The organism is Actinomadura madurae (assembly GCF_900115095.1).
GTDB classification, from domain to species: Bacteria; Actinomycetota; Actinomycetes; order Streptosporangiales; family Streptosporangiaceae; genus Spirillospora; species Spirillospora madurae.
Genome location: NZ_FOVH01000002.1, coordinates 372,306 through 388,019, shown reverse-complemented (window position 1 = coordinate 388,019; position 15,714 = coordinate 372,306). Strand labels below are relative to the sequence as shown.

Below are 15,714 nucleotides of genomic sequence, written 5' to 3'. Positions count from 1 at the left end.
GGAGACCGATGAGCGAGCGCATGGCGCCGTTCTACTGCCCTTACTGCGGCGAGGAGAACCTGGAGCCCCGCGAGGAGCACGGCTCCTGGTTCTGCCCCGACTGCCTCCGCTCTTTCACGCTGAAATTCCTCGGTGTCGGGGCTCCCCGCACCGCGAGCAAGGAGATCCCTCGGTGACCCTGCTGGAGACCGACAGACCTACCCTTGACCTCGAAGACATCGTCGAGTCGGCCGCCGCCGCGCTGGAGGGCGCGCCCACGCTGGAGGTCATCCGCTGGGCCGCCGCCACGTTCGGCGACCGTATCTGCCTCACCTCGTCCATGTCGGACGCGGCGCTGATCCACCTGGTGTCGAAGGTCAAGCCCGGCATCGACGTGCTGTTCGTCGACACCGGCTACCACTTCGCCGAGACGATCGGGACCCGGGACGCGGTCGAGGCCGTGTACCCGGTGAACGTCATCAACGTCGCCCCGTCCCGCACGGTCGAGGAGCAGGAGGCCGCGCTCGGCCCCCGGCTGTTCGGCCGCAACCCGGACCTGTGCTGCCACCTGCGGAAGGTGGAGCCGCTCGGCCGCGCGCTGGAGGGCTACATGGCCTGGTTCAGCGGCATCCGCCGGGACGAGACCGCGAGCCGCCGCGACCGCAGGGTGGTCGAGTGGGACCGCAAGCGCGGCATGGTGAAGGTGAACCCGATCCTGGACTGGTCCCAGGAGGACATGGACAACTACATCGAGGACAACGGGGTCATCATCAACCCGCTGCACTACGACGGGTACCCCTCGATCGGCTGCGAGCCGTGCACCCTGCCGGTGGCGCCCGGCGAGGACCCGCGCAGCGGCCGCTGGGCCGGGCTGGGCAAGACCGAGTGCGGCATCCACCTGTGAGCGTCCCCATGGTCGCGGTGGCGCACGGGAGCAGGGATCCCCGCGCCGCCGCCACCGTCACCGAGCTGCTCGGCGCCGTCCGGGCCCGCCGCCCGGACGTGCCCGTGCACGCCTCGTTCCTGGACCACGCGCCGCCCGCGCCCGACCGGGTGCTGGACGGCCTGGCCCGGCAGAGTCGGCCGAGCGGAGCTCGTCCATTGAATGGTGGCGGGCGGGGGCTGGAGGACGGTGCGCCCGGCGCGGTCGTGCTGCCGCTGCTCCTCACCGCCGCCTACCACAGCAAGACCGACATCCCGGGCGTGCTGAACCGGGTGCGCGGCCTGCATCCGAGGCTGCGCCTGCGGACGGCCGGCACCCTCGGCCCCCACCCGCTGCTGATGGACGCCCTGGAGCGCCGCCTGCGCGACGCCGGCGTCGAGCCCGGCGATCCGGACACGGCCGTCGTGCTCGTCTCGGCGGGCTCCAGCGACGCGTCCGCCAACGCCACGATCGCGGGCCTGGCCCGCGGCTGGCGGGCGCGCGGGTGGCGCGACGTGGTGCCCGCGTACGCGTCGGCGGCCGGCCCGAAGCCGGGCGAGGCGGTCGCGGCGCTGCGCGACGCGGGCGCGCCGCGGGTGGCCGTGGCGTCCTACTTCCTGGCGCCGGGCTTCTTCGCCGACAAGGTCCGCGAGGAGACCCTGACCGCCGGCGCGGACGTGGTCTCCCCCGTGCTCGGCGCGGCCCCCGAGGTCGCCGATCTCGTCGTGCACCGCTACGCCGAGGCATTGCGGGCCGTCCGCGCCGCCACGGCCGTCTGAGACGTTCGGGCCCCGCATGCCCGGGTATGCGGGGTGCCATGGAACGCGATGATCCCGGCCACGAGCCCGGCGAGACGCACGACCGCGAGTTCGCCCCCGTGAACCGGCGCTCCGACGCCCGCGGCCGCACCGTCCCGGACGGGGAGGAGACCAGCGGCACCGGTACGCCGGGCGTGGAGACCGAGCACCCCGACACCCTCCCGCCGGACGAGGAGGGCGTGCGCAAGGCCGAGCGACACGACGACTCCCGCCGATCGCCGGGCTAGTGGCGGTCCTTCCACCAGGTGGTGATGGCGCGCCGCAGCGGGGCGTGGTGCTCGTCGTCGACGATCTTGACATCGCCCATCACGGCGTGCGCGGTGACCTTGACGACCGGGACGCGGGCGCCGGGGTGCGGCTCCCGGACGGCCACCTTGCGGTCGCCCAGGAAGTTGTGGCCGCTGAGCTCGACGCTGACGCCGTCCGGGACGATGATCTTCACGTCGCCCATCACGGCGGTCGCGGAGATGTGCACCTCGCCGCTCGGGACCTGGGCGCCGCGCAGGTCGAGCTCGACGTCGCCCATCACCGACACCGCCTCCAGCGGGCCGTCGATGCGGCCGACGATGCGCTCCTTGCAGTCGCCCATGACGGCGCTGAAGCGGCGCTTGACCTGGACGGGCGCGGGGCAGGCACCGGGCGCCCCCAGGCCGGGCAGGTCGGCGGTGATGTGCTCCAGCTCGCCGCGGGTGACGGCCGCGTAGGCGGCCTCGCTGCGCTCGGTCAGTTCCTCGAAGGTGAGCCGTCCCTCGACGGAGGCGATCCGCAGCCGCTCCACGACGGCCTCCCGCTCGGCGTCGGACGCGCGGATCGCGTCGGGCGCGGCACCGGGCGCGCCGGTGGCGTCCAGGTGCTCGGAGGGCTCGGGAGCGTCCTGCCGCCGGTCCAGCGGGCGGCTCGGGCAGGGCCGCTCGGGGTGCGGACTGGACTGACTCATGGTTCCGAAGGTATGCCCCTGGCGCCGCCGGACAATCCGCCGCGGGAACGAGATCGCCCCACCCCTTGAGGAGGATGGACCTCCCGACCTCCCCGGAGGCATGATCGTTTCTTGCCCGAACACGGTTCTGTATCCTGCGGTTGAACGTCGGGTGACAGGGAGCGGCAGGGTGACGCACGAGGTCTTCAACCAGGTTCCGCCGCTCGCCGGGCACGACGTGGCCGACGACGCGGTCCTGCTGGACGGCCTGGCGCGCGAGGGCGGCGGCTGGGCCGAGGCCGAGGTGCGGGCGCTCGGCCGGCTGGCGGGCACCGAGCGGGCGCAGGAACGGGGGCGGCTCGCGAACGAGCACCCGCCCGTCCTGCGCACCCATGACCGCTACGGGCACCGGATCGACGAGGTCGAGTTCCACCCGGCGTGGCACGAGCTGATGACCGTGGCGGTGACGCACGGCCTGCACGGCTCCGCCTGGTCCGACTCACGCGAGGGCGCGCACGTCGCCCGCGCCGCGAAGTTCTACACCTGGCGGGTGGACGCGGGGCACGGCTGCCCCATCTCGATGACGTACGCGGCCGTCCCCGCCCTGCGGCAGTCCCCCGAGCTCGCCGCGCAGTACGAACCGCTCCTGGTCAAGCCGGAGTACGACTTCGGGCTCCGCGCCCCGCTCACCAAGAACGCGCTGCTGGCCGGCATGTCCATGACCGAGAAGCAGGGCGGCTCCGACGTCCGCGCCAACACCACGCATGCCGCCCCGCAGCCGGACGGAACCTATCGGCTCGTCGGCCACAAATGGTTCACCAGCGCCCCGATGTGCGACGTGTTCCTCACGCTCGCGCAGGCGCCCGGCGGCCTGACGTGCTTCCTCGTCCCCCGCGTCCTGCCGGACGGCACGCTGAACCCCCTCCGGCTGATGCGCCTGAAGGACAAGCTCGGCAACAGGTCGAACGCGTCCTCGGAGGTGGAGTACGAGAACGCGGTCGCCTGGCGGGTCGGCGACGAGGGCCGCGGGGTCCGCACCATCATCGAGATGGTCAACATGACCCGGCTCGACTGCGTGATCGGCGCGGCGTCCGGAATGCGGCACGGCGTCACGTCCGCGGCGCACCACGCCGCGCACCGCAAGGCGTTCGGCGGCTACCTGATCGACCAGCCGCTGATGCGCAACGTCCTCGCCGACCTCGCGATCGAGTCCGAGGCCGCCACCATCACGATGCTGCGCCTCGCGGGCGCCACTGACCGCTCGGTGCGCGGGGACGCGGCCGAGACCGCCCTCAAGCGCCTCGGCCTGGCCATCAGCAAGTACTGGATCACCAAGCGCTGGCCCGCCCACGCCGCGGAGGCCCTGGAGTGTCTGGGCGGCAACGGCTATGTCGAGGAGTCCGGCATGCCGCGCCTGTTCCGCGAGAGCCCTCTCAACTCTATCTGGGAGGGCTCCGGCAACGTCGCGGCGCTGGACATGTTGCGGGCGATGGCCAAGGAGCCGCAGACCGTTGAGGCGCTCTTCGACGAGATCGAGCGCGCCGCAGGCGCCGACCGACGGCTGGACGCCGCCGTCCGCGAGGTCAAGACCTCCCTCGGCGACCTGGCGACCATCGAACTCCGCGCCCGCCGCGTCGTCGAACGCCTGGCACTGACACTGCAGGGGTCCCTGCTGGTGCGACACGGCCACCCGGCCGTCGCGGACGCCTTCTGCGCCACCCGCCTCGCAGGCGACTGGGGCACCGCCTTCGGCACCCTCCCCCCAGGCCTGGACCTCGCCCCGATCATCGCCCGCACCACCCCAAAACTCGGCTGAAGCGACTCCACGATCATGCGGGCCCCACCAGCACGCCGCTGGAGCACGCAAGCATGGCGGCCAGCGGCGCGAACCGCCCGGCGGGACGCTCCCGCGCCGGCAGGCTCCCGCGGCGGGTTGTCGGCCAAGGTCCATCCGGCCTGCGAGCGGGGGCGGATGCCGTTGTCATGGTGGTGACGGCAGGGCAAGCGCGGCGGCGCTCCGCAGCGTTCCGCAGGTGCCGGGACCCGGCCTCAAGCGGCGGTCCGCTCATCTTCCCCGGCTGAGCCCAAAGCCGACGGTCAGGCCTGTGAGCTTCATCGTGGCCAAATCTGCGACGGATCCACTAGTGACAGCGGTCACTCCGCCGGGTAATGTAGCGAACGCTACATACAGAAGAACCCATGGCGGGCCGTGACCGGGCTCGGCGCACCCCTCGCCGTGCTCGACCTGCCGTGACAGTGGCCGGAACGCTTCCGGCCGACCTCACTCTCGTCCGTCTCGACCAGCACATCGCCTGGCCGGGAGCCGGCGGCACCCGCCCGGTGCCGTCCTCGGCCCCGCCCCCAGGCGCCCTGATCGGCCGGCGCCTCGCTTCCCGCCTCCCGAAAGCGAGCGGCGCTCTGAGGGCAACAGGAGAAGAACCAATGGCATATACACCAGTGACCGATGTAAGTGGCACAGCAACCGGCGCCTCGGTCGGCGGCGGTCACTGCGGCGCGATGGTCGGGCCGTTCGCGGACGGAACCTGGTCGCAGTCCCGCCGGGATGCGCCCGTCGAGAAGGCGGGCACTCCGGTATGGATAGATCCGCCGGCCGGCACCGACGCCGAGACCGTCTTCTTCCGCCTGTTCTGCCCGGCCTGCCTGACCGCCGCCCACTCCCGCGTCGCGCCGGTCGATCACCCGGTGGTCGCCCGAGTCGTCCGGTCGTTCGCATGACGGCCGGGCAGAGCCGGGTGCTCCTGCGAATCGAGGGGCTGACCAAGTCCTTCGGTGCCACCCGCGCGCTGGACGGCGTGGGCCTGACGATCCACGCCGGCGAGGTGCTGGCGGTGGTCGGGCACAACGGGTCCGGCAAGTCCACGCTGGTCAAGATCATGGCCGGCTTCCACACCGCGGACAGCGGCACGATCGACCCCCACGGCGAGCCGGGGCCGCCCACCGAGCTGCGGTTCATCCACCAGGACCTCGGCCTGGTCGAGACGATGTCGACCCTGGAGAACCTGGGGCTCGGCGGCGGACGCGACCGGGCACCGTGGCTGCCGTTGCGCAGGGCGGCCGAGCGACGGGTGGCCCGCGAACTCACCGCACGGTTCGGCATCGACATCGACGTCGACGCCGAAGTCCGGGAGCTTTCACCGGCGGAACGGACGATCGTCGCCATCGCCCGCGCCCTGCGCGGCTGGCACCAGGACCAGAACATGCTGCTGGTGCTCGACGAGCCCACGGCCGCCCTGCACGGCGCGGAGGTCGACCGGCTGATGGCGGTCGTCCGCCGGGTGGCCGAGCGCGGGGCCGGTGTGCTCTTCATCTCGCATCGGCTGGACGAGGTGCTGGGTGTCGCGGACACCGTCCTGGCACTGCGGAACGGGCGGATCGTCGGCAACCTGCCCCGCGCAGAGGTCGACTATGCGGGACTGGTGGAGCTGGTCGCGGGCGGATCCCTCGACGCCCTGGGGCGCCGGGACACCGGACACGGGAAGCCGGTGCTGCGTGTACGCGGCCTTGCGGGCCGATCGATCGTCGACCTCGACGTCACCGTGCACGCCGGCGAGATCGTCGGCGTGGCGGGCATCCTCGGGTCCGGGCGGGACGAGGTCTGCGCCACGATCTTCGGCGGCCGGCGGCGCAGCGCCGGCACGGTCGAGCTGGCCGATCACCCCCTGGACCCCGGCGACCTGCGGGAGGCCGTCCGCCGCGGCGCGGCCTTCGTGCCGGGAGATCGGCACCAGGACGGCGCCGTGATGACCATGACCGCCACGGAGAACCTGATGACCGTGCGGGTACCCGGGGCGGAGAGCCGGTGGAGTCGCCTGCGGAAGGGACACGAAGCCCGCGAGGCGGCGACGTGGTTCTCCACCTGTGGTGTGGTCCCGGCGGTGCCCACGATGGAGCTGTCCCGGTTCAGCGGCGGCAACCAGCAGAAGGTCGTCCTGGCCAAGTGGCTGCGGACGCGACCGCGGCTGCTGCTCCTGGAGGAGCCGACCCAGGGCGTGGACGTCGGCGCCAAATCGGTCATCCACCAGCTGATCGCCGAGACGGCCGCTGCGGGCACGGGCGTGCTCGTCGCCTCCTCAGAGGCCAAGGAGCTCGCGGAGTTGTGCGACCGCGTCCTGGTCCTGGACGACGGAGTGGTCGGCGAGGAGCTCGCCGGGGACGAGCTCACGGAGGCCCGGATCCTCACCGCGAGCGTGCGCGCATGAGCGGCGTACGCATCACCCCGGAACCGACCGGAACGAGCACAGGAGAGCGCGAGCGCATGTCCGTCACCAGTCCCCCGGCACCCCACCGCGTATGGCGTGATCTGCGGCGCACCCTCGCGTTCCGCAACATCAGCGCGATCTACATCTTCGCCGCGATGGTGGTGCTGTTCTCGATCCTGACGCCGGACACCTTCCCGACGCTGGAGACCGTCCGGGTCATCCTCACCGACCAGGCGCTGACCGCGATCCTGGCGATCGGGCTCGTCATCCCGCTCGCGGCGGGGGCCTTCGATCTCTCGATCGGGTCGCAGCTGGGCCTCGGCGCCATCATCGTCGCGTGGCTGCTGGCGTTCCAGGACCTCGGGCTCTGGGCGTCCGTCGGCGGCACCCTGCTGGTCGGCGCGGGCGTGGGCCTGATCAACGGCCTGCTCATCGTCAAGGCGAAGATCAGCTCGTTCATCACCACGCTCGGCATGAGCTCGGTCATCCTGGCGGCGATCTCCTGGATCTCGCACGACGCCCAGATCACCGACCTCGGCAGTGACTTCCAGAAGGTCGCCACTCATGAGGTCTTCGGGATCTCGACGGCGGTCTACCTGATGGTCGTGCTCGCCGTCGCCGTCTGGTACGTCCTCGACAACACACACCTCGGCCGCGCCGTCCACGCGACCGGGGGCAACGCCAACGCGGCGCGGCTGGCCGGCGTGCGCACCGACATGGTGGTCATCCTCAGCATGGTCGCCGGCTCGTTGCTCGCCGCCGTCGCCGGTGTCCTGCTCAGCTCGTCACTGGCGACCGGCGACCCCACGGTCGGCCCCGGCTACATGCTGCCGGCGTTCGCGGCCGCTTTCCTCGGTTCCACGCAGTTCCGCAACGGCCGCTTCAACGTGCTCGGCACAGTGGTCGCGGTGTACGTCCTCGCGACCGGCGTCAAAGGGCTCCAGCTGGCCGGCGCGCCGGTCTGGATCCCCGAACTCTTCAACGGCGTCGCGCTGCTTCTCGCGGTCGCGGTCACCAGGCTGCGGAAATCCGCCGACCGTACGCGGAAATCCCGCACGCCCGCAGCCGGCTGACATCCCTCTTCCACCCCTCCTCCGAAACGAAGGAACAACCATGAGACCACGTATGCTCGCATTCGGCGGCAGCACGGCCATGCTGGCGGCTTTCACATTCCTGACCGGCTGCGGCGGCAGCGGCACCAACGCGTCCGCCGCCATTCCAGACAGTGCGCGGCAGAAGGCACAGGCCATCGTCACGCCGCTCATCGGTAAGCCGAGCGAGTTCCCCATCACCGAAAAGCTCGCCGCGCCGGTCCCGGCCGGCACTCGCATCGCGTACGTCGACAACGGCAATGCCCTGGTGTCGCTGATGTACAAGTTGATGCAGCCCGCGGCCAAGGAACTCGGCGTCACGCTGTACGCCGTCCGTGCGGGCACGTCGGCCAGCGGTGTGCAGAGCGCCTTCAGCACGGTCGTCCAGCAACGTCCCGCCGCGGTCATCAACACCGCCATCGACCCGGCGCTCTGGGACAACCAGCGCAAGCAGCTCGTGGCCGCCGGTATCCCGGTGGTCTCCCTGGGCACGGTCGCCGGACCCGATTCCGGGCTGATCCAGCCGAACGGTGCAGCGGCGTTCGAAAAGCAGGGCCGGCTTCAGGCCGCCTATCTGGTCGCCAACAACGACAAGGCGGTCCACGCGGTGCTGTACGTGCACAACGAGCTCGCCTATGGAACCGCCGTCCGGCGCGGCTTCGAGACCGAGCTCAAAGAGCTGTGTCCAGCCTGCACCGCCCGGGTCGTGCAAATCCCGATCGCCGAGGTCGGCAACAAGGCCCCCGAACGCATCGTGAGTGACCTGCGGGCGAATCCGGACACCGACGCGATCGTCTTCCAGTCGTCGGCGGCCGCCACCGGCCTGCCCGCCCGCCTCAAGGTCGCGAATCTGCAGAACACTCAGATCGTCGGCGCCAACCCGCTGCCGACCAACCTGCAATATCTGAAGGACAAGCAGACGACCGTGGAGTTGGGAGCGGACCTCAACACCCTGGCCTGGACGGCCATCGACACCGCCGCCCGCCTCATCATCAAGCAGAAGCTCCAGCAGAACGTGCTCAATGGCGAGGCGCTGGGGCAGCAATTCCTCCGCCCGGAGGACGTCACCTTCGATCCTGCGCGCGGCTTCGCCGCGTATCCGGACACCGCACGTCGATTCACGGCACTGTGGGGCAAATAGGGTGACCCCGACCGGAGGACGGCCTTCCACGGTCGGCCCGGCCACCCGGCAAGGTCCCGCTGCGGAGGCCGCCCTTCCCGTGCCAGCGGCCTCTGGAGTGCGCGCACCACTCGATCAGCTCGGTAGGCAGTGGTGACGGGGCGGCCCTATCATGGCCGCATGGTGAGGGGATCCCGCTCTGCGACGGCCACCGTCGGTGAGAACAGCCGCGCGGCCGTCCTGAACGCGGCGCGGGCCCTCATCGCCGAAAAAGGGTACGACGGCATGGCCATTTCGGATCTGTGCGCGCAGACCGGGCTCCCGCCCAGCTCGATCTACTACCACTTCGGAAACAAGCTCGGCGTTCTGGCGTCTCTCCTCGAACGCACATTCGAGGAGTTGCACGCCCTGTTCCCCAGCCCGTCGTCGTTCGACCACCTCGCGCCGCTCGAACGGCTCGAAGCATGGTTCACGGCGGCGTGCAGGTCCCTCGACGAGAGGCCCGACTACCTTCGCCTCCTGCTTGTCATCAGCGTGGGCCCGCACAAGGACGCCGCGGCGGTGCAGGAGACCGTGCGCCGCATCCGCGACTACGCTCACCTTTCCTGGGTGGAAGCGCTCACGCCCATCTTCGCGCCGGATGGCGGCAAGGACGACGAGGCCCTCGTCGAACAACTGGCCGTGCTCGGTCGGGCCCTGACGGACGGCCTGTCTGCGACCAACAGCCTCGACGGTCTGACCTACAGTTCGCAGGTCGCACCGTTCATCGCCCTGGTCCGCGGTCTTGCGGAGCAGCGCGGCTCCGCCGGAGCCGGTCAGCGGCCGTAGGCCTCAAGCAGCCGGAGCCACACCTCGCTGACGGTGGGGTAGGCCGCAACAGCGCGCCACAGCCGGTCCAGCGGGATCCCGCCGACGACCGCGATCGTCGCCGCCTGTAGCAGTTCGGCGACCTCGGGACCGGCGAGCGTGAAACCGACGATGACCTTCCGGTCCTCACCGGCGGCGTACAGCCACCCGTCGCCGATCGGTGCCCGTCCTCCCCGACGACCCGCAGGGTGTCATCGACCGTGAGCCAGGCACCAGGCGTCCGTCACCGATCCCGCCGAGGACGGCCTGGACGGCCCGTTCACGTACGGGGTCATGGCCTGCCCGCCCGGCAGCGGTTCCGGATCCTCGGCCGTTCAGGGGTTGACGCTGTGCCGGCCCCCGTTCGCGGCCCGGCCGAGACGGATCGCCGAGATCAGGAAGAAGATGCCGCCGGGAATGGCGTAACCGGCCGCGTTGGTCAGCGTCGGGTCATCCGCGGAGGCACCGACGATGAACGAGCCGCCGGCGAGCACGGAGACGGCACCGCTGATGATCATCGGCCACTGGCCGCCCATCGTGCGGCGGGTGACGCCCACGATCAGCTGGACCAGCCCGGCCACGACCGCCCAGGCGCCCCACACGCGCAGGACCGCCGGGATGCCGGACGCGCAGGCGGCGGCCACGCCGACCGCGGTGAGCAGGCTGACCGCGATGTTCACGTACAGCAGCACGGGCGAGCCGGTGCGGCGCGACGCGCGGGCGTCGACGATTGCGGCGGCCGTGTCGAACAGCGGATACAGCACGAGCAGGGTGACCGCGAGCGGACCCAGATCCGAGGCGGTCGTGAACATCACGAGGGCCCAGACAACGGCGAATCCGAAGCGGGCGAAGTACAGCCGCCGCAGGCTGAAAGCAGTCCCGGCGATGCTGTTCGAAGCGATGGTGGTCACAGTGGTCCCTTTCGACCTAGGAGGTAAAACGAACGTTCTGTCTATTGCACGGCAGCGTCGGTACGGAGGGATCCACTCGGTCGGGATCGACCGGATCGTCGCCGAGGCGCAGGTGACGCGGGCCGCTACTTCCCGGCAAGGAGGACCTCGTCCTCGCCTATCTGAGCGAGGTCGACCGGGCCACGCGCGCTCAGGCGGACGACGCCGTCTCCCGCGGGCTGCCGGCGGCCGGCACCGTCCGGGCCCTCAGCGAGTCCATCGCGCAGGACATCCGGTCCCCCGGGTTCCGGGGATGCGCGTTCCTGAACGCCGCCTCCGAATACTCCGGCCCCGACCATCCGCATCCGGGCGCGCCGCCGAGCGGAGGCGGCGACATCGCCGGTCGATCAGCGAGAACCTCCGTTCTTGAAAGATCATTCGGCAGGGCGGCGCGCCGCGGTCCTGGGTCAGGCCCAGTTCCGGTACTCGTCTTGGGGGAGCGGATGGTCGGCGGGGACGACGCGGGAGTTGACCGCGGTCAGGCAGCCCGGGCAGAAGAGCTGCCGGAAGACCACCTCCGCGTCGACGTACTCCGACGGGTCGTGCCAGATGTGCGGACCCGCTTCGGTCGGGTGCGCGTCGCGGCGCGCCAGGGCCGCGACGAACGCGCCGCGGGCCAGCGGCCCGATGCGGGTGCCGCAGTGGACGCACACGACCACCCCGCCCTCCGCCGTCTCCAGGACGGCGAGGTTGTCGTCGAGCCGGCGCATCCCCGCCAGATCCAGGGTGCCGATCGGCTCGGGCTCCGCGCCCGGCAGTCCGGCACCGGACGCGCGCCGGTGCCGGATCTTCCGGCGCGCCTCGTCGGTCGCGGTCACGTCCACCTCACCGTCCTCCCTGAAGACGACGCCGTAGACGTCCCGCGCGGCCGCTGCCGAGACCCGGGCCTGCCGGACGTCGTCGCGCACGTTCCCGGCCGGGCGGAGCAGGGGGTCTCCGTACCCGCCGCCCGCCTGCCAGTGCAGGTAGAGCGCGTCGCCGGGGTCGAAGGCCGACTCCCCCTCGCAGGGGAGCACCTCGCTCTCGCCGCCGAGTTCGTCCAGATCGGCGGGGATGGCGGACGCACCGGCGAGCTGCGGCACGTCGATGCCGCGCACCACCAGGTCGAGCTGGGAGTTGCCCGGATAGCCGCCGGCCAGGCCGACGTTCTGGTTGGCGACCTTGCCGGTTCCGGAGACCACCAGGTGCATCGTCCCCTTCTGGTCCGGGTGCTGCACGTAGCAGACCGAGCCGCTCATCCCGCCCCGCTGCCGGCCCGGCCCGCCGGAGTCGGTCTGCTCGCGGCGCCACAGGGCCACGAGAGGGTAGAGGTACTCGGTCATCTCGACGTCAGGTGCCCGCGCCGAGGGGATGATGAGCCGGCCGCCGGTGTCGACACCGTCGTGGTACACCTGCGCACCGTATCCGCCGGCCATGACGTCGAAGACGGGCGACACGAAGCCCTTGCTCCCACCGCCTCGGACGTCCACCCCGGACACCACGCACAGGTCGGTGGTGCCGTTGCAGATCGACTGCACGTCACCGCGGTGGCCGGGTTCGGCGTCGAGCATCTTGGCGAGTACCTCGGCGACGAGGTTGCCCGATCCCCACGCGGGGCCGAAGGGCCCCTTCCCGACCGCGGCCGGGAAGGACGCGTTGGTGATGGTGTCCTCGTCGGTGACGATCTCGAAGCAGCGCATCAGCCCGCCGGCGGCCCACGGGATGTCCCCGGCCAGCAGGGGCAGCATCGTGAAGACGATCCCGGCGCGCAGTCCCGGGTAGGGGCAGTTGATGACGCCGGTCTGCCCGGCGGTTCCGCGGAAGTCGAAGACGAGCCGGTCGTCCTCCTTGGTCATCGCGACCTTGATCGGGTGCAGGTCGCGGTCGCCGGTCCGCGACTGCTCCTGGTAGCCGACCGCGGTCCAGGTCCCGTCCGGCAGGGTGGCGAGCTTGGCCCGCAGCCGGCGCTCGGCGTCGTCCATCATCCGGCGCATCACGATCTTGACGGTGTCCGCGCCGTACTTGGCGATGAGCCGGAGGATCTGCTCGGCCGCGTTCTTGTTCGCTGCGATCTTGGCCCGCAGGTCGAGCCCCACCAGGTGCGGGAGCCGCGAGCGCCGGACCCAGGCGTCGGCGACGTCCCGCTGCAGCACCCCGTCCCGGACGACCTTCATCGGCGGCGTCGGGAGCGCCTCGCCGAACACGTCCCGAGCCGACGGGCTGAAGGAGCCCGGGCGCGGTCCGCCCAGGTCGACCTGGTGCGCGATGGCCGTCGTCCAGCCGAACAGCCTGCCGTCATGGAAGATCGGCGCCAGGATCGCGGCGTCGTTCTGGTGCAGTCCGCCGCCGATCCACGGGTCGTTGCACAGGAACATGTCGCCCTCGCCGATCCCGGGGTTGTCGCCGCGGTTGCGCAACGTCCACGTGATGGCCAGGTCCATGGAGCCGATCAGGCCGATGTTGTAGGTGCCGACCTGGACCTGCTCGCCGAGCTCGTCGCAGATGGAGAAGTTGAAGTCGTTGGACTCGGTGACGACGTGCGAGCCCGACATCCGCCGCAGCGTCTCCCCCATCTCCTGGGTGATCGCCCAGAGCCGGTGCCGGACGACCTCGTAGGTCAGGGCGTCGACCCGGTCCGCCCGGTCGTCGTCGACGTCGTGCAGCGGCAGCGCGGGGGAGATCTGGCGCAGCAGTTCCGCACGGGGAAGGGGCCTGCTGGTGAACTCGTCCGCCCCGGGGATCGTGGATGTCATGGAAGCCGTCCTCACTGGTAGCTCAGCACGAGGTTGCCGAGGCGGTCGACGCGGCCGGTGACCCCGGCGGGGACCACGACCACCGTGGTCGGCACCTCGACGATCGCCGGTCCGACGAGCTCATGGCCCGCGCGCAGCCGGGCGTAGTCGTAGACGGGGGTCGTCTCGAAGCCGATCTGCGAGTCGAGGCAGACGGAGCGCTCCCCGAGCAGGGCCGCCGCGGGGTCCGGTCCGTCGGACTCCGGAACCTCGGGCAGCACGACCGGGAAGCCGAGGCCCGCCTTGGCCCGCACGCGGTAGGTGATCGCTTGCACGCCCGCCTCGCGGTAGCCGGCACCGCTGCCGTTGATGCGCTCGTACTGCTCCTCGAAGCGCTGGAGGATCTCCTCGCCGGTGCGCTCGGAGAACTCCGCGTCCGGGACGGGCGTCGCGAGCTCGGTGACCTGCATCGAGTAGCGCAGGTCGACCTCGCGCTGCAGCGTCACGTCGTGGAACTTCACCTCCTGCCGGTCGAGCGCGCCCCGCAGTTCGGCCTCCAGCCGGGAGTAGTGCGCCCCGAGCACCGTCCGGTCGACGGGGAAGGGGGAGGGATCGGAGAGCTCCGCGCTCAGCGCGACGTCCGACGCCGCGAGCCCGAACGCCGAGAAGGCGGACGCGACGGGACCGAGCGGCACGACGACCTCGCTCACCCCGAGGTCCCGGCAGTAGCCGGCGCAGTGGGCGGGTCCGGCGCCGCCGAAGGCGTAGGCGACGAAGTCCCGGGGGTCGTGGCCGGCCTGCACGACGGCCCGGCGCAGGAGGTCCCCCGCCTGCGCGTTCTGGACCTCGTGGATGGCGATGGCCGCCTCTTCGACCGTCAGGCCGAGCGGCTCGGCCACATGCTCGCGGATGGCCTCCCGCGCCAGGTCGGACCGGAGCGGTTGGCGTCCGCCGAGCAGGCCGCGCTCGCTCAGGATGCCGAGGACCAGGTTGGCGTCGGTGTTCGTGGGCCGCGTGCCGCCGTTGCCGTAGCAGGCGGGGCCGGGGACGGCCTCGGCGCTCTGCGGGCCGAGGCGCAGGTTACCGCCGGCGTCCACGGAGGCGAGTGCCCCGCCGCCCGATCCGATGGTGTGCACGCGGATGGTCGCCGCGTTGATCGGGAACTGGTTCACGATGGACCCCGGCGCCATCACCGGCTCCCCGTCGACGATCAGTCCCGCGAGGAAGGTCGTGCCGCCGACGTCGGTGGTGATGATGTTGCGGTGCCCGAGCTGCCCGGCCAGGCGCATCCCGCCGATCACCCCGCCGGACAGCACGGAACCGACCGTGGTGATGGCGTGCTCCGGAGCCCGGTCGGCGGTGATGGTGCCGCCCTCGCTCTGCATGACCAGCAGTGGCCCCTTGAGCCCGCCCTCCTCCAAATGCCTCTGCAGCGGGGTCAGGTAGGTGCGGAGCCGCGGCCCCACCTGTGCGTTCATGACCGTCGTCGAGGTCCGCGCGAACTCGCGGATGCGCGGGCTGACCTCCGAGGAGAGCGTGACGTACAGGTCCGGCGCGATCTCGTGGATCAGCTCGCGGACGCGCTGCTCGTGGGCTCCGTTCTTGAACGACCACAGCAGGCAGACGGCGATCGCCTCGACCCCCTGCTCCACGAGGGACCGCGCGACCCGGCGGACCTCGTCCTCGTCGAGCGGGACCAGCACCTTGCCGGCGTGGTCGATCCGCTCGGTGACCTCCAGGGCCCGGTACTTCGGGATCAGCGGCGCGGGCTTGCGCTGCCGGAGCGTGTCCTGGATCTCGTGGGCCGACCGGCCGAGCGTGCGGCCCTCGGCGTTCATGATGTAGATCGCGTCCCGATGGCCCTTCGTGGCGATGAGCCCGACGTCTGCCACCGTCCCCTGGACGAGGGCGTTGATCGACGCCGTCGTGCCGTGGGCGATGTAGTCCGTCTGCGAGAGCAGTTCGGCGACGGTGATGCCGAGCTCGCCGGCGAGGCCCTCGATCGCGTTCATGACACCGGCCTCGCGGTTCGGCGGGGTCGTCGGAGTCTTGGCCGACACGATCCGGCCGGCCCCGTCCGAGGCGACGGCGTCGGTGAAGGTGCCCCCGACGTCGACGCCCAGTGCGTATGCCATGTGCTT

The 15,714-nt window shown here is 71.5% G+C and carries 15 protein-coding genes; 10 read left to right on the top strand and 5 right to left on the bottom strand.

What is annotated here, in order from left to right; all coding sequences use genetic code 11:
• The first annotated feature begins 8 nt into the window (after positions 1–8).
• The 4 genes from BM339_RS07605 to BM339_RS07590 are packed head-to-tail and all read left to right on the top strand — an operon-like array spanning position 9 to position 1,946.
• Positions 9–176 carry a hypothetical protein gene (locus BM339_RS07605; RefSeq protein ID WP_021599342.1) on the top strand — a complete coding sequence of 56 codons (168 nt, stop codon included), beginning with the start codon at positions 9–11 and terminating at the stop codon, positions 174–176.
• On the top strand, positions 173–883 hold the full coding sequence (locus tag BM339_RS07600; protein WP_021599343.1) for a phosphoadenylyl-sulfate reductase: 711 nt from the start codon (positions 173–175) through the stop codon (positions 881–883). The genes BM339_RS07605 and BM339_RS07600 overlap by 4 nt, the downstream gene beginning before the upstream one ends.
• Positions 884–891: 8 nt before the next feature.
• Positions 892–1,680 carry a sirohydrochlorin chelatase gene (locus BM339_RS07595; protein ID WP_075020344.1) on the top strand — a complete coding sequence of 263 codons (789 nt, stop codon included), beginning with the start codon at positions 892–894 and terminating at the stop codon, positions 1,678–1,680.
• Positions 1,681–1,718: 38 nt separating this feature from the next.
• Complete coding sequence (locus tag BM339_RS07590; RefSeq protein ID WP_021595442.1) at positions 1,719–1,946, top strand: hypothetical protein; 228 nt, start codon at positions 1,719–1,721, stop codon at positions 1,944–1,946.
• Here BM339_RS07590 and BM339_RS07585 read toward each other — a convergent pair.
• A complete protein-coding gene (locus BM339_RS07585) occupies positions 1,943–2,656 on the bottom strand; it encodes a DUF1707 SHOCT-like domain-containing protein (protein ID WP_021595441.1) in 714 nt (237 codons plus the stop codon). The genes BM339_RS07590 and BM339_RS07585 overlap by 4 nt on opposite strands.
• A 169-nt stretch (positions 2,657–2,825) precedes the next feature.
• Between BM339_RS07585 and BM339_RS07580 the strand changes: the two genes are divergently transcribed.
• The 6 genes from BM339_RS07580 to BM339_RS07555 all read left to right on the top strand — a co-directional run bounded on the left by BM339_RS07580 (position 2,826) and on the right by BM339_RS07555 (position 9,894).
• Positions 2,826–4,451: an acyl-CoA dehydrogenase family protein gene (locus BM339_RS07580; RefSeq protein ID WP_256255254.1), complete on the top strand. Its 1,626-nt coding sequence runs from the start codon at positions 2,826–2,828 to the stop codon at positions 4,449–4,451.
• Between the two features lie 626 nt (positions 4,452–5,077).
• Complete coding sequence (locus tag BM339_RS49670) at positions 5,078–5,371, top strand: hypothetical protein (RefSeq protein ID WP_177287642.1); 294 nt, start codon at positions 5,078–5,080, stop codon at positions 5,369–5,371.
• Positions 5,368–6,855, top strand: a complete 1,488-nt coding sequence (locus tag BM339_RS07570; protein ID WP_021593129.1) for a sugar ABC transporter ATP-binding protein — start codon at positions 5,368–5,370, stop codon at positions 6,853–6,855. Before BM339_RS49670 ends, BM339_RS07570 begins: the two co-directional genes overlap by 4 nt.
• Positions 6,852–7,928 carry an ABC transporter permease gene (locus BM339_RS07565; RefSeq protein ID WP_081842846.1) on the top strand — a complete coding sequence of 359 codons (1,077 nt, stop codon included), beginning with the start codon at positions 6,852–6,854 and terminating at the stop codon, positions 7,926–7,928. The genes BM339_RS07570 and BM339_RS07565 overlap by 4 nt, the downstream gene beginning before the upstream one ends.
• A 40-nt stretch (positions 7,929–7,968) precedes the next feature.
• On the top strand, positions 7,969–9,087 hold the full coding sequence (locus BM339_RS07560) for a sugar ABC transporter substrate-binding protein (protein ID WP_081842847.1): 1,119 nt from the start codon (positions 7,969–7,971) through the stop codon (positions 9,085–9,087).
• Positions 9,088–9,246: 159 nt separating this feature from the next.
• Complete coding sequence (locus BM339_RS07555) at positions 9,247–9,894, top strand: TetR/AcrR family transcriptional regulator (protein ID WP_021593126.1); 648 nt, start codon at positions 9,247–9,249, stop codon at positions 9,892–9,894.
• On the opposite strand, the gene BM339_RS07550 is transcribed toward BM339_RS07555, so the two are convergent.
• The 4 genes from BM339_RS07550 to BM339_RS07530 all read right to left on the bottom strand — a co-directional run bounded on the left by BM339_RS07550 (position 9,882) and on the right by BM339_RS07530 (position 15,708).
• Entirely contained in the window at positions 9,882–10,046 is a 165-nt protein-coding gene (locus BM339_RS07550; RefSeq protein WP_256255280.1) for a hypothetical protein, read from the bottom strand. The genes BM339_RS07555 and BM339_RS07550 overlap by 13 nt on opposite strands.
• A gap of 201 nt (positions 10,047–10,247) precedes the next feature.
• Entirely contained in the window at positions 10,248–10,823 is a 576-nt protein-coding gene (locus BM339_RS07545) for a hypothetical protein (RefSeq protein WP_075020341.1), read from the bottom strand.
• A 446-nt stretch (positions 10,824–11,269) separates the two neighbouring features.
• Positions 11,270–13,594 (bottom strand): hydantoinase B/oxoprolinase family protein, encoded by a 2,325-nt coding sequence (locus BM339_RS07535; protein WP_075020339.1) that lies wholly within the window; start codon positions 13,592–13,594, stop codon positions 11,270–11,272.
• A gap of 11 nt (positions 13,595–13,605) precedes the next feature.
• Positions 13,606–15,708, bottom strand: coding sequence for a hydantoinase/oxoprolinase family protein (locus BM339_RS07530; protein WP_075020338.1), 2,103 nt, complete (start codon positions 15,706–15,708; stop codon positions 13,606–13,608).
• Positions 15,709–15,714: the final 6 nt, after the last annotated feature.